11 protein-coding genes are annotated in these 13,906 nt (G+C 69.7%); 4 read left to right on the plus strand and 7 right to left on the minus strand.

All coding sequences use genetic code 11. The annotated features are described in order from the left end of the window. Positions 1-417 precede the first annotated feature (417 nt). From LW840_RS17135 to LW840_RS17150, 4 genes are read right to left on the minus strand one after another with little or no spacing between them, the layout of a single operon-like run. The gene (locus tag LW840_RS17135; protein WP_291267249.1) at positions 418-2,112 is read right to left on the minus strand and encodes a dihydroxy-acid dehydratase; all 1,695 of its coding nucleotides are present in this window, start codon (positions 2,110-2,112) and stop codon (positions 418-420) included. Beyond that, positions 2,109-3,035, minus strand: coding sequence for an NAD(P)-dependent oxidoreductase (locus LW840_RS17140; protein ID WP_291277453.1), 927 nt, complete (start codon positions 3,033-3,035; stop codon positions 2,109-2,111). Before LW840_RS17140 ends, LW840_RS17135 begins: the two co-directional genes overlap by 4 nt. Before the next feature lie 5 nt (positions 3,036-3,040). Then, positions 3,041-3,817, minus strand: coding sequence for an SDR family oxidoreductase (locus tag LW840_RS17145; RefSeq protein ID WP_291277454.1), 777 nt, complete (start codon positions 3,815-3,817; stop codon positions 3,041-3,043). Next, on the minus strand, positions 3,814-5,466 hold the full coding sequence (locus tag LW840_RS17150) for a serine hydrolase domain-containing protein (RefSeq protein WP_291269706.1): 1,653 nt from the start codon (positions 5,464-5,466) through the stop codon (positions 3,814-3,816). The genes LW840_RS17145 and LW840_RS17150 overlap by 4 nt, the downstream gene beginning before the upstream one ends. An 82-nt stretch (positions 5,467-5,548) precedes the next feature. Here LW840_RS17150 and LW840_RS17155 point away from each other — a divergent pair, with 82 nt between their 5' ends. Next, positions 5,549-5,791: a hypothetical protein gene (locus tag LW840_RS17155; RefSeq protein WP_291263601.1), complete on the plus strand. Its 243-nt coding sequence runs from the start codon at positions 5,549-5,551 to the stop codon at positions 5,789-5,791. A gap of 14 nt (positions 5,792-5,805) precedes the next feature. After that, positions 5,806-6,354 (plus strand): EVE domain-containing protein, encoded by a 549-nt coding sequence (locus LW840_RS17160; RefSeq protein ID WP_291273785.1) that lies wholly within the window; start codon positions 5,806-5,808, stop codon positions 6,352-6,354. Between the two features lie 29 nt (positions 6,355-6,383). Here LW840_RS17160 and LW840_RS17165 read toward each other — a convergent pair whose 3' ends face one another. Further along, on the minus strand, positions 6,384-7,451 hold the full coding sequence (locus LW840_RS17165) for an NADH:flavin oxidoreductase/NADH oxidase (protein WP_291267254.1): 1,068 nt from the start codon (positions 7,449-7,451) through the stop codon (positions 6,384-6,386). Positions 7,452-7,547: 96 nt separating this feature from the next. Between LW840_RS17165 and LW840_RS17170 the strand changes: the two genes are divergently transcribed. Continuing rightward, positions 7,548-9,125, plus strand: a complete 1,578-nt coding sequence (locus LW840_RS17170) for a Na+/H+ antiporter (protein ID WP_291260151.1) — start codon at positions 7,548-7,550, stop codon at positions 9,123-9,125. A gap of 33 nt (positions 9,126-9,158) precedes the next feature. Here the strand turns inward: LW840_RS17170 and LW840_RS17175 are convergent, their stop codons facing one another. Further along, entirely contained in the window at positions 9,159-10,202 is a 1,044-nt protein-coding gene (locus LW840_RS17175) for a hypothetical protein (protein ID WP_291260150.1), read from the minus strand. Further along, complete coding sequence (locus LW840_RS17180) at positions 10,199-12,289, minus strand: PQQ-binding-like beta-propeller repeat protein (RefSeq protein ID WP_291277455.1); 2,091 nt, start codon at positions 12,287-12,289, stop codon at positions 10,199-10,201. Before LW840_RS17180 ends, LW840_RS17175 begins: the two co-directional genes overlap by 4 nt. A 129-nt stretch (positions 12,290-12,418) precedes the next feature. On the opposite strand from LW840_RS17180, the gene LW840_RS17185 reads away from it, so the two are divergent. After that, positions 12,419-13,744: a Zn-dependent hydrolase gene (locus tag LW840_RS17185; RefSeq protein ID WP_291277456.1), complete on the plus strand. Its 1,326-nt coding sequence runs from the start codon at positions 12,419-12,421 to the stop codon at positions 13,742-13,744. The last annotated feature ends 162 nt before the right edge of the window (positions 13,745-13,906 follow it).

Here is a 13,906-nt window from a genome sequence, read left to right on the forward strand (position 1 = left end):
CCCTCCGGCGTCGGACCTCTGAGGACGGATCGGGACTCGGACCTCCGGTACCCGTCGGACTTCCGACATCCGAGGTCCGACTTCCGAGGTCCGACCTCGGAGGCCGGATGGTTGTCGGAGGTCCGAGGCCCGACGGTTGTCGGAGGTCCGAGGCCTGACGGTTGTCGGAGGTCCGAGGCGGGATCCGCTTTGGCCCGATCCCCGGCCGCGAGTGCATCACGGCAGGGGCGCGGCGGAGCCGCCCTCGCGGTTCCCTCCGGCGTCGGACCTCTGAGGACGGATCGGGACTCGGACCTCCGGTACCCGTCGGACTTCCGACATCCGAGGTCCGACTTCCGAGGTCCGACCTCGGAGGCCGGATGGCTGTCGGAGGTCCGAGGCCTGACGGTTGTCGGAGGTCCGAGGCGGGATGACGCGCTACGCGGTGCCGTACGGCCCCGAGTGCGTCACGGCACCGCGGTGTGCCGGCCCCACCACGGCACGGTACTTCTCCAGTAGCCCACCACGCACGGGCTGCTGACACGGCGTTACGGCCGCCAGTCGCATGGCGAGCTCCTCGTCGCTCAGCTCCACGACAATCGTGCGCGCTTCCGGACGGGCATCGATGGCCACGATGTCGCCGTTGCGCAACGCGGCAATGGGACCGCCGGCGGCCGCTTCCGGGCCGGCATGACCAACGCAGAGCCCCCGTGTGGCACCACTGAAGCGGCCGTCAGTCAGTAGCGCCACGCGATCGCCTACTCCCTGGCCATACAGCAGCGCCGTGATCCCCAGCATCTCGCGCATGCCGGGGCCACCGCGCGGGCCTTCGTTGCGAATCACGAGCACATCCCCCACGTCGTACGCCCGCGCCGCCACGGCGGCCTGCGCGTCCTCTTCACACTCGAAGACGCGCACGGGCCCGCGATGCACCAGCGTGCCCAACCCGGCCGTCTTGAGCAGGGCGCCGTGCGGACAAAGGTTGCCGGTGAGCACGGTCACGCCGCCATCGGGTGAGCGCGCCTGCGCCACGGCATGCACCACCCGCCCGTCGGGTGCCGGCGCCGTGGCCAACTCCTCGGCCAGGGTACGCCCCGTGACGGTGAGCGCACGGCCGTCGAGATGTCCGGACTCGAGCAGCGCGCGCAGCACCACACCGGCCCCGCCAACATGGTGCAGGTCACGCGCAAAGAAACGACCGCCGGGTTGCAGATCGGCAATGAGCGGCGTGCGGGCAAACACGCGCGCCACATCGGCGAGCGTGAACGCGATGCCGGCCTCGTGCGCGAGCGCCGGCAGATGGAGCGCGGCGTTGGTGGACCCGCCCGTGGCGGAGACCGCCGCGCAGGCATTCTCGAGCGCGGCGCGGGTCACGATGTCGCGCGGTCGCGGGCCATGGGCCATGACGGCGCGCATGAGCGTGGCCGCGGCGCGCCGCATGAGCGGGGCGCGCTCGCTGTACACCGCCGGCACCATGCTCGACCCCACCGGCGCGAGGCCGAGCGCCTCCGACACCATGCCCATGGTGTTGGCCGTGAACTGGCCGGCACAGGCACCCGCCGTGGGGAGACAGGCGTGGGCCAGGGCCTGCAGCGTGTCCGCCGACGCCTCGCCGGCGAGCACCTTGCCGATGGTTTCGTACGTTTCGCCCACGTGGGTGTCGCGTCCCTGCCAGTGCCCCGGCAGCGCCGACCCGCCATGCACGAACACGGCCGGCACGTTGCAGCGCAGCATCCCCATCATGAGTCCGGGGAGGTTCTTGTCGCAGGCGCCTATGGCGAAGATGCCATCCCACTGGTGGGCCTCGGTGCTGGCCTCCACGCTGTCGGCGATCAGTTCGCGTGACACGAGGGAGTAGCGCATGCCGGGGTGCGCCACCGACAGGCCGTCGGAGACGGACACCACGGGACACTCGTGCGGCATGCCGCCATGCGCGTAGATACCGGTCTTCGCGTGCTGCGCCTGCTCGCGCAGATTCAGGTTGCACGGGCTCATCTCCCCGCCCGTGTGAAACACGCCGATGTGCGGCCGGCGGATCTCGTCGTCGTCCTGCCCGAGCGCCTGCAGAAACGCGTGCGTGGTGGCGCGCAGGGTGCCCTCGTAGATGGCGCTCGAGCGAAAGGGGCGCGTCATGCGCCGCCCTCCGTGGGCGTCCGGACCAGGCGAATGAGCCGCGAGGCATCGGCGTCGTGGCCGATGTCGGCATGCGCCAGGGCCGCCGCATAGCGCGCCAGCGCCGCCCGTGTGAGGGGCACCTCCGCCCCAACGGCTTCAGCGAGACGGACCACCTGCGCGATGTCCTTGTTGAAGGTACCGACCGCGCCGAGGCGTGGCAGGTCGGTGTCGTGCACCATGCGCGGGCCGAAGATCTGCAGCGGCAGCGAATCGGCAAAGCCGCCGGCGAGCGCCGTCGGCAGCCGCGAGGCATCCACCCCCGCGCGTTCGGCGAAGGCGAGCATCTCGGCAATCACCAGCAGGTTGCAGGCAACGATCTGCTGATTGCAGCTCTTGGCGAGTTGCCCCGCGCCGTGCCCGCCCATGTGCGTGACCCGCTGGGCCAGGGCACTGAACACCGGCGTGGCGCGCGCCACATCGTTGGCGTCACCGCCCGCGAACACGATGAGCCGACCCGCCCGCGCGGCGGGCACACCGCCCGAAACCGGCGCGTCCAGCCAGGCGGCGCCGCACCCCTCGGCGAGCGCGCGTGCCATGTCGCGCGTGGCATCGGGGGCAATGCTGGAGAGGTCCACGACCAGCGATTCCTCGCGCAGCCCGGCCACGAGGTTGCCGGCGCCAAAAACCACCTCCCTCACCGCGGCGGTGTCGGTGAGGCAGAGGCAGATGATATCGGTGTCGCGCGCCAGTTGCTGCGCGGAGGGGGCCAGGCGCGCTCCCGCCGCCACCAGCGGTGCGCACTTTGCCGGCGAGCGGTTCCAGATCGTCACGTCACGCCCGCATTCGAGCAGTCGCTCCACCATGGGCGCGCCAATGAGCCCCGTGCCGATGAAACCGATGCGCACCGTGTCGGCCATCTCGGCGTCGTGTGCCGTGTGCATGCGTGTCAGCCGTTGAGGTGCAGGCCGTTGTCGATGCGGATGACCTCGCCCGTGATGCCCACCGGTCCATCCACGAGAAAGAGCGTGAGTGCCGCCACTTCGTCGGGGTGCAGCAGTCGCTTGAGCGGCTGCGTTTCGAGATAGCGCGCCTCCACCGCCGCCAACGCCTCGGGGTCGAGCACACGGCTGGGCAGGCCGCCCGCCACATAGCCCGGCGCAATGGCATTCACGCGAATGTGGGGGGCCAGCGAGCGCGCCGTGGAGAGGGTGAGGGCAATCACCGCGCCCTTGCTGGCCGCGTAGGCCACGCTCGACCCCACCCCCGACAACCCGGCAATGGACGAGTAGTTCACGATGGCCCCGCGTCCGCTGCGCTCGAGCGCCCCGCGGCAGGCGCGAATCATCTGGAAAGTCCCCAACACGTTCACCTCATTCGTGCGCCCGAACTCGCTCGAGGGCAGCGCCTCGAGGTCGTGATGCGGCACGAAGCGCGTGACGCCGGCACAGTTCACGAGGCCGTCGAGACGACCGAAGTGCTGTTCGGTGCGGTCGGCGGCGCGCCGGCAGCTCGCGTCGTCGGTGACATCGAGGTCCACGACCAGTGCGTCGGCGCCCAGCGCGATGCACTCGGCCTGCACCACTTCGGCCTCGCGCTGGGTGGCGGGCAGGGTGGCAATGGCCACCCGCCATCCGGCGCGGGCAAAGGCGCGGGCGCACGCCGCGCCAATGCCGGTGGCGGCACCGGTGATGAGGACCACGGACGACTCATGAGCGTCGGTCACGGCACACGCCCCGCCGTGAAGTGCCAGACGCGGCTCGCCCCGAAGTGCATCTCACGCCCCGTTCCGTTGCGACCGCGCGTGAACCACACGGCGTTGTCGCTGCCGTCGAACGCGTCGCGCGCCGTGGGGGTGAGCGTGTCCACCACACCCGGGCGTGAACTCACCGTGAGCGTCCCGTTCTGCACCGCCACCACGAACGTGACCCCGATTTCGTCGCTGGTGTAGCGTCCCGCCAGCGACTGCAGCTCGGCAAGGCCGGGGCGCCACCGCTCGGCCTGCCGCCACCGGTGCACGACACTGTCCCCGTCGCTCGTCACCGTGCGCAGGGTGCGTGTCCGCCCGTCCGCATCCATGGCCAGCCGCATGACCTGGCTGCCAATGAGATACGTGCCGTCGCGCAGCGGCCGCACCGGCGCGCCATCGAGGCGCATGGTGCCACTGACCGTGTCCATGATGGCCACGCTGTGCCACCGTGTGTCTTCGTACAGGCCCCGCCACGGCAGCAACGAAGCAAGGTCGGCGGCAACGGTATCCCGCGCTGCGGGGCGCGCGAGTTCGGGGTGCAGCGCATCCACGATGGCATGCGTGTAGTTCGTGGCTGGTGCGCCGGCCGAGTTGCACAGCACCGCGATGGAGAGATTGCCCAATTGCGGATACCGGGCGAGGTACGTGCTGTACCCGGCCGTGGAGCCCGAGTGGGCGATTTGCGCCGTGCCGCGATACTCCCCCACCATGAGACCCAGCGCGTAGCCGATGTCGATACCGTTGGTGAGCCGCATGCGGCGGCTCAGCGAATCGACCACGGCGGCGCCCAGCGTGCGCTTCGTGAGATGCTCGTTCCACGCCAGCCAGTCTCCCACCGTGGTCCAGAGGCCGCCGGCGGCAATGACATGGTCGTTGGGCATGTCCAGCTGCCACTCACCGCGGGTGCGACGATAGGCCTGCGCCAGACCGGGTACGATGCGCGTGAAGTTGCCGCGCCACGACGTGTGGGTCAGCCCGAGCGGTGCGAAGATGCGCTGGGCCGTGAACGTCTCGAAGTCCTGGCCGCTGACGCGCTCCACGAGGGTGCGGGCCAGCAGGTACCCCGAGTTGGTGTACGAATAGTGATCGCCCACCGGATAGTTGAGCGCGCGCTGGCTGGTGATGATGCGGAAGGCGTCCCCCTGCGTGTGCACCCGCGTGCCCCGTGGCCATCCCTGCCACGCCACCAGGTTGCTCCATTCGCGCAGCCCGCTGGTATGGGTAAGCAGATGGCGCACCGTGATGGGACGCCCGTACGTGGGCAGCTCGGGCAGGTAGCTGCGCGCGTCGTCCTCCAGTCGCAGCTTGCCGTCGGCCACCAGCAGCATGACCGCCGTGGCAGTGAACTGCTTGGCCACGGAGCCCGACTCCAGAATGGTGCCGGGTGTGATGGGGCGTCCGCCCGCGAGGTCGGCCATGCCGTAGCCACGCTCGAGCAGCGTGGTGCCGCCGCGCGCAATGCCCACCGCACAGCCGGGAGAGTGGGTGCTGTTCCACGGCGCAAAGACCTTGTCGGTGATGGCCGTGAGTTGCGCGGTCGTGGGAGCCTGGCTCCACGCGGGCGCGGCCCCCGCGCACAGCAGGAGCGCGGTCAGGGAACCGGTGGCAGGAAGGTGTGGTCGCATGGGGCGAAGCTACAGCCCGGTCCCGCAGGGGGCCACGGCGCGCCGTGCCGAACGGAATTGACGCGGGCGATACCTTGAAGGCATGCCGATCTACGTCTACGAAACGATTCCCGCTGCTCCCGATGCGGTGCCCGAACGGTTCGAGTTTCGCCAGTCGATGGCCGACGCGCCGCTGACGCGGCATCCGGACACTCAGGTACCGGTGCGTCGCGTCCTGTCGGGCGGGTTGGTCACCTTCACCCACGGCCAGTCCGGCGACTCCTGTGCCGTGCCAAGCGGGCCGCCGCGCGGTGGGTGCGGCAGTGGGAACTGCTGCATGACCTGACGGGTTTCCCGCGCATGCCTGCCAAGAAAGCCCCCAAGTCGATGCCCTATGAGCAGGGCGCGTGGGCGCACGTGTTCGCGCCGCGCGCCCCCGGCGAGCAACGTTACTGGCTCATCAAGTCGGAGCCCGACGTGTTCTCCTGGGACGATCTCGAGCGGGCGCCCAAACGCACCACCTGCTGGGACAGCGTCCGCAACAGCAGCGCCCGCAACTTCATGCGCGATGGCATGAAGAAAGGGGACCTGGCGTTCTACTATCACTCCAATGCCGAGCCGTCGGGCATCGTGGGCATCTGCGAGATCGTGCGCGAAGGCTATCCCGACCACACCGCCTGGGACCCGCAGCACGACTACTTCGATGCCAAGAGTGACCCCGACACGCCCACCTGGTACATGGTCGACGTGAAGGCGGTGCAGCCGTTTCGTACCATGGTCACGCTGCCGCAGCTCAAGGCCGATCCGGCGCTTGCCGAGATGGCGCTCATCAAGGTGGGGCGCCTGTCGGTGGTCCCGGTGGCTGCGGCCGAGTGGGCGCACATCTGCCAGCTGGGCGGCGTGGCGTGAGAGAAGCCCGGCACTGACGCCGCGTGGCGTCAGCGCCGGCGTGCGCGCAGATACTGGTTGGGCCAGTCGCCGGCCGCGCCCAGCGCGTGTGCGGCCTCGAGTGCCCAGCGGGGATGTCGCAGCAGTTCGCGCGCCAGCAGCACCAGGTCGGCCTCGCCGTTGGCCACAATGGCTTCGGCCTGGGCCGCCTCGGTAATGAGGCCCACGGCGGCGGTGGGCACGTGCGCGTCGCGCCGTATGCGCGCGGCGAATGGCACCTGATAACCGGGGCGCACGTCGATCTGCTGGTGTGCCACGTTGCCCCCCGACGAGCTGTCGATGAGATCAACGCCGAGTGCGGCCAGACGCACGGCGAGTTGCACGGAATCCTCGAGCGACCACCCCCCGTTGGCCCACTCCGTGGCGGAGATGCGCACGAACAGGGGGGCCTCGTCGGGCCACACGGCACGCACCGCCGCCGCCACCTCACAGGTCAGCCGGATACGGTTCTCGAAGCTGCCGCCGTAGTCGTCGCGTCGATCGTTGGTGAGCGGCGAGAGGAATTCGTTCAGCAGGTAGCCGTGCGCGGCATGTACTTCGGCCACCTTGAACCCCGCGGCGAGCGCCCGCCGAGCCCCGCTGGCGAAGGCCTCGATCACCGCGGTGATATCGGCGCCCGACATGACGTGCGGCACCGGGTAGTCGGCCGCGAAGGGCGTGGCCGATGGCCCGAGGACCGGCCAGCCGCCGTCGGCCTCCGACACCATGCCGCCGCCGTCCCACGGACGTCGCGTGCTGGCCTTGCGCCCCGCGTGCGCCAACTGAATGCCGGCCACGGCGCCCTGCGCGTGAATGAAGTCGGTGATGCGCCGCAGCATGGGCACGTGGGCGTCGCTCCAGATGCCCAGATCGGCCGGCGAGATACGTCCCTCCGGGAGCACGGCCGTGGCCTCACTGATCACGAGCCCCACGCCGCCGGTGGCGAAGGCGCCCAGGTGCACGAGGTGCCAGTCGTTGGCCTGACCGTCCACGGCCGAGTACTGGCACATGGGCGCGACGCCAATCCGGTTGCGCAGCGTGAGCCCGCGCAGCGTGAGCGGGGAGAAAAGAGCGGACATGATGGCCGGGATCGCAGGGCGGAAGTGAACGTGATTCCCGAAAGCTAGTCCGCGCCCGTGCATTTTCGCTGAAACGGGGTGAGCTTCCCATCACGCATGGAATCGCATTCTCCCATCCTGGTTGGCCTCACGTTCGCCACGTTGGTGGTGGCGCTCACGGCGTTCGGCCGTCGGCTGCCCGTGCCTCCTCCGGTATTGCAGGTGGTGGCCGGACTCGTGCTGGCAGCCGTGCCGGGCGTGAGCGTGCCCACGCTGCAGCCTGATCTCGTCTTTTTCGTCTTCCTGCCCCCCATCCTCTGGGCCGCGGCGTTCTTCACGAGCCTGCGCGAGTTCAAGGCCAATCGCCGCCCCATCGGGCTGCTGGCGATCGGACTGGTGGTGGCCACCACGGTGAGCGTGGCCCTCGCCGCGCGCGCGCTCTTCCCCGGCATGCCCTGGGCGGTCGCCGTGGCGCTGGGCGCAATTGTCTCGCCGCCGGATGCCGTGGCGGCCGCGGCCGTGGTCTCGCGATTGCCCGTGCCGCGGCGGGTGATCGTGGTGCTCGAGGGCGAGAGCCTGGTCAACGACGCGTCGGCGCTGGTGCTCTATCGCTCGGCCGTGGCCGCAGCCGTGACCGGCGTGTTCAGCCTCGGCGAGTCGGTGGTGCGCTTCTTTCTCGACGCCGGCGTCGGGGTGCTGGTGGGGCTCGCCGTGGGCTGGGTGCTGGTGTGGGCGTTGCGCCGCACGCACGATGAACTCGCGGAAATCCTGCTCACGCTCGCTGGCCCCTACGCCGCCTGGATCCTCGCCGAGGAGATGCACGTGTCGGCCGTGCTCGCCTGCGTGGCCGGCGGGCTGTATGTACGGCAGCACTTCTCCACCGTGGTGGGGCCGCGCTCGCGCATTCAGTCCAAGGCCGTGTGGGATCTCGTGGTGTTCGTGCTCAACGCGATGATCTTCGTGCTGCTCGGCATGCAGTTCACGGCGCTGCTCGAGGCCACCTCGCTGGCGGCGTTGCCGGCATTGCTTGCACCGGGGCTGGTGATCAGTGCGGTGTGCGTGGTGGTACGCGTGCTCTGGGTACCCATTGCCACCTGGATCCCGCGCTGGTTCAGCCCGAGCCTGGCCCGCCGGGACCCCCCGCCGGAGCCGCGGGCGGTGGCGCTCGTGGCGTGGACGAGCATGCGGGGCATCGTGTCGCTGGCCACGGCGCTGGCGTTGCCGCTCACGCTCGCCAACGGTGCGCCGTTCCCGTTTCGTCAGGAGCTGCTGTACGTCACCATGAGCGTCATCCTGTTCACGCTGGTGGTACAGGGGTGCACCCTCGCGCCGCTCATCCGGCGCTTCCACTTCGCGCCCGAGACCCATCACGCGCAGGAGGAGCGCTTTGCCCGTATCGAGGCGTTGCGGCGCGCATCCGATGCGCTGGAGGACGCGGCCGCCGAAGGGGCGGCCAGTGCCGATGACGTGTCGTGGCTGCGCGCCGAACTGCGCGATCGGCTGGCGGCGCAGCAGGATCCCGCGCGAGCGCTCGCGCGCCACCGGCTGCGCGAGCGCATGCGCGAGGCGGAGCGGCGTATGCTGGTGCGGTTGCGCAACGAGGGCGCCATTTCCGACGAGGTGCTGCGCGAGCTCGAGCAGGAGCTCGATCTCGATGCCATGCGCCTGACCACGGCCGCGCCGCACGCGCACTGAGCGTGCCCGGGATGGGCACGGTCTGCGCGTGCGTCAGGGGATGGGCGGCCCCTCGTGCGCGGCGGGGGCGCGTGTGCTGTTCTCGGCCAGGCGGTCGAAACGGCTGAGGCGATCGACATCGATGGCCAACGCGCCGTCGATGGACTCGATGAAGACGTTCGCGAACTTCGCGTCCCACGTGACTTCATCCCACGCATACGAGTGACTCACCGACACCTGCGTGGAGAAGGTCTCCTCGTGCGCGCTGATGCGGATGAGGATCTCGGCCTCGCCGCGCCGCAGGCGATCGGGCGTCACGCCACGCAACGGGCTGGCGTCGTCGATGGGGTGCACAATGGTCCAGTGCAGCGGAAAAAAGGTGACGTCGCGCCGCTCGAGGGTGAGCTGGTGGAAGTTGCGTTCACGCTGGCCGTCGATGTTCTCGAACCACGTCATGCTCACGGCCGCCCGCACGTCGGTCAGCTCGCTGGGCAGCGCGTTGACGATGCGGAACATGAGCGCGCGGCCGCCTTCGTACGGGGCGATGACCGCCGATTCGCTGAAGCGGATCTGCGCGCGCGGCCGCGTGAGCCGGGCAATGATGATGCCCAGCACCACCATGGCCACGAGCGGTCCCAGCAGCGCCTCGGCCACGGTGAGCAGGTGGGCCGTGGCACCGGCGGCGTGTACGCCATCGGTGCCGGTGGTGGTGAACACGCCCACGCTGTACACGAAGGCACGCAGGAACGGATCGGTGAGTCCGAGGGTGTCGGTGCCCACCAGCGCGGCGTCGCCGAGTGCCCGGTAGGCGAGGGCGAAGAGGCCGTTGAGCAGCAGGATGCCGCCCACGAGCCAGAGCAGGAATTGCGGCCACGGCGTGGCGAGGGCACGCAGGTAGAACTGCTCGGCCGCCTGCCCGCGCAGCCCGAGCTTGCGTGCGGTGGAGTGGCCGTCGGGCGAGAGAAAGCGCCCGCGCACCGACTGCGCCACGACACGACCGAACCCCAGGTCGGACTCGGCGGCGCTGGAGGTGGCAAAGGAACCGGGGCGCGGCCGCGTCGTGGGCTCGTCGCCCGGATGGTGTGGGGGGATCGTCACAGGGAGAACGCCACGTAGACGCCGCCGCTGGGCGCGCCGTTCTTGCCGCCACCGCAGGCGATCACGATGTACTGCTTGCCGTTCACCATGTACGTGCTGGGTGTGGCATTGCCGGCGAAAGGCAACGTGGCCTCCCAGAGCAGCGTGCCGTTGGCCTTGTCGAACGCACGGATCTTGTTGTCGTAGGTGGTGGCGGCAATGATGAGCAGCCCGTTCTCGGTCACGATGGCGCCGCCGTAGCTGTCGGTGCCCGTGTTCTTCACCCCTTTCGCGGCCAGCTTGGGGTACTCGCCGAACGGAATCGACCAGGCGATCGTGCCCCGGTTGAGGTCGATGGCATTGAGCGTGCCCCACGGCGTCTTCACGCCGGGGTAGCCCTCGTGGTCGAGAAAGATGTCGAAGTACGCCGTGCGATAGGGCAGGGCGTACGGGCTGGGAGCCGCCGCAACCTTGGCCTTGGTTTCGTCCTTGCCCGTGACGAGGTAGTTCACGATGTCATTGATGGCCCCCCCATCCATGGCGGCGCCGAAGCCCGGCATGCGCCCGGTCCCTTCGCGTACCATCTGCGTGATCTGCTCACGCGAACGCCGACTGGCAATGCCAAGGAGCGACGGACCAAGGGCGGAGCCCTGTCGCTTGGCGCCGTGACACCCGGCACAGTTGGCCCCGTACAGCGAGGCATCGCTGCGCGGCACCAGCTTGAGCAGCCACGCCATTTCGTTGGAGTTCACGTACATGAGGCCGGTCTTCGGGTCGAAGGCTGGCCCGCCCCACTCACCGCCGCCATCCACGCCGGGGTAGATGATGATCCCCTTGCCATTGGGGGCGGTGAACGGATGCGGCGTGTTGTATTCATTGAACGTCTTGAGCGCCGCGCGGTACGCGGCCGGCGTGCGCCGTGTGAGGTCGTTGCGCGTGAGCTGCTGCCGGGCGAAGGGGGGCGGGCTCACCGGAAACGGCTGCGAGGGCGACGGGTTCTCGCCGGGGAGCGCCAGCCTGGGCATGGCGCGCTCCTCGATGGGGAAGAGCGGTGTCCCCGTGACGCGATCGAACAGAAACGTGTGCCCCGTCTTGGTGATCTGCGCGACGGCGTCCACCGCTTTTCCGCCGCGCTGCACCGTCACGAGGATGGGCGCGGCCGGGAGATCGCGATCCCAGAGGTCGTGCCGCAGCACCTGGTAATGCCAGAGCCGCTGTCCGGTGCGGGCATCGAGGGCGATGACACTGTTGGCGTAGAGGTTGTCGCCCAGCCGGTTGGCGCCGTAGAAGTCGTAGCTGGCCGAGCCGGTGGCGGCGAAGACCATGCCGCGCGCCGCGTCGAGCGTCACGCCGCTCCAGGCGTTCGCGCCGCCGGCCACCTTCCAGGCGTCGGGGGGCCAGGAGTCGTAGCCCGGCTCGCCGGGGTGCGGAATGGTGTGAAAGCTCCACACCAGCTTGCCCGTGGCAATGTCGAAGGCGCGGATATCCCCCGGGGCACTCGGCAGCTGCTCGGGCACCGTGCTGCCCATGATGAGCAGGTTGCCAAAGACAACGCCCGGGGTGGAGGCGCTCACGGAGAGCCCTTCGACGGGGCGGCCCAGTCCCTGGCGCAGGTCCACCCACCCCGAGTCGCCGAAGCTGCGAATGGGTTGCCCCGTGCGGCGATCGAGCGCGTAGAGCCGGTTGCGGTAGTTGAAGAGCACCCGGTCGCCCGTGACCACGACGCCGCGGTGCCGAATGCGGGAGGTGGGGGGCGCGCCGTTCTGCGGGTCGAAGCGCCAGAGCTGCCGTCCCGTGGCCGCATCGAGGGCGATGACCTGGAGCTTGGGGGTGGTGGCGTAGAGGACCCCGTCGATGACGATGGGGTTGGCCTGCATCTCCGACCCGGCGAAGGCGTCGCCCGTGTCGAAGGTCCACGCCACCTTGAGCTGCTTCACGTTGGCCGGCGAGATCTGCGACAGCGTGGAGTAGTGGGTGTGATCGTCGTTGCCGTGGTACACCGGCCAGTCGGCATTCTGGGCGCCGGCGGCGGTGGCCGCGACGGCGGTGGCCGCGACGGCGGTGGCCGCGACGGCCAGCAGGGAAGGCAGAAGGAGCAAGGGGCGCATGCAGAGGTCGGAAGAAGGGTCGAGAGGAAAGCTATGGCTCCCGCCCGCATCCTGCGCAGCGCATGTTAGGGAATCCCCTGCGCCTCCTCTGCTCCGCGTCTCTCCTTCTCCGCGCCTCCAATCTTCCCCATGGACCGTCGCCACTTCGTGCAACAGGCCGCCGCCCTCGCGGCGCTGCCGGCGTTGAGCCGCCTTGGCGGCGCTGCCCACACCGGGCCCGTACAGACGAAGCCGCTGGCGGTGAACGGCACCCGGCTCAACGGCTGGCTGACGGAGTTCGATCGCATCGGCCGCACGGCGGGTGGGATCAACCGGGTCGCCTATTCGGAGGCCGATCTGGCCGGTCGCGCCTTCACGCGTGGCCTGTTCGAGCAGAGCGGGCTGACGCTGCGTCTCGACACGGCCGGCAACATGCTGGCGCGCGTGCCCGGCACCGATGCCCGGCTGGCGCCCATCCTGATCGGGTCGCACATCGACTCGGTCACCGACGGGGGCAATTTCGACGGGCCGGTGGGATCGTTTGCCGCGATCGAGGTGGCGCGTTCGCTGGCGGAGCAGCGCGTGCGGTTGCGTCACCCGCTGGAAGTGGTGGTGTGGCAGAACGAGGAAGGGGGGACGATCGGCAGCAAGATCGCCGTGGGGCTGCTCACGCCGGCGGATCTCGACAAGGTCGCGCGCAGCGGCAAGACCGTGCGTGAGGGGATCGGCATCATTGGCGGCGACGTGACGCGCGTGGGCGAGGCGGTGCGCAAGAAGGGCGACATTGCCGGCTACATCGAGTTGCACATCGAGCAGGGGGGGCTGCTGGAGAAGGCCAGCCGGCAGATCGGCGTGGTGGAAGGCATCGTGGGGCTCCGCTGGTTCGAGATCACCATTACCGGCTTCTCCAACCACGCCGGCGCCACGCCCATGGATCAGCGGCAGGACGCCATGCTGGCGGCGGCCCGGTTTACCGTGGCGGTGAACGAGGCCATTCGCAGCGAAGGCGGGCGGCAGGTGGCCACGGTGGGGCGCCTCAACGTGACGCCCAACACGACCAACGTGATCCCCGGGCAGGTGGTGCTCACGGTGGATCTGCGCGATCTGGAGCAGGCCAAGATCGATCGCTTCACCGCCACCTTCGAACGGCTCGGGCGCGAAATCGGGGCGGCCACCGGCACGAAGTTCTCGTTCACGCAGATGGTGAACAGCACGCCGGCGCTGTCCGACCCGCGCATCATGGATGTGGTGCAGGGGAGCGCGACGGCGCTGGGACTTTCGCATCAGCGCATGCCCAGCGGCGCGGGGCACGACGCGCAGGAAGTGGCGCACGTTGCGCCCATGGGGATGATCTTCATTCCGAGCGTGGGCGGCATCTCCCATTCGCCGAAGGAGTTCTCGCGGGCCGCCGACATCACCAACGGGGCCAACGTCCTGCTGAACGCAGTGGTGGCGGCGGATCGGGTGCTGCCGTAAGGCGGGGTGGGGGGTGGGGTGGCGAGGCTGGTGTGTTGGGCTACACGCAGACGGCAGACGGCAGGAACCACAGTTCGCAGACGGCAGGGCTGCGGTAGAACAACACGGTGCCAGCGCTGCGCGCGGCCCCGATGGCCCAACCGCAAAGGAATCGGGGGCGCC

It is taken from the genome of Gemmatimonas sp. (assembly GCF_021298855.1).
Taxonomy (GTDB): domain Bacteria; phylum Gemmatimonadota; class Gemmatimonadetes; order Gemmatimonadales; family Gemmatimonadaceae; genus Gemmatimonas.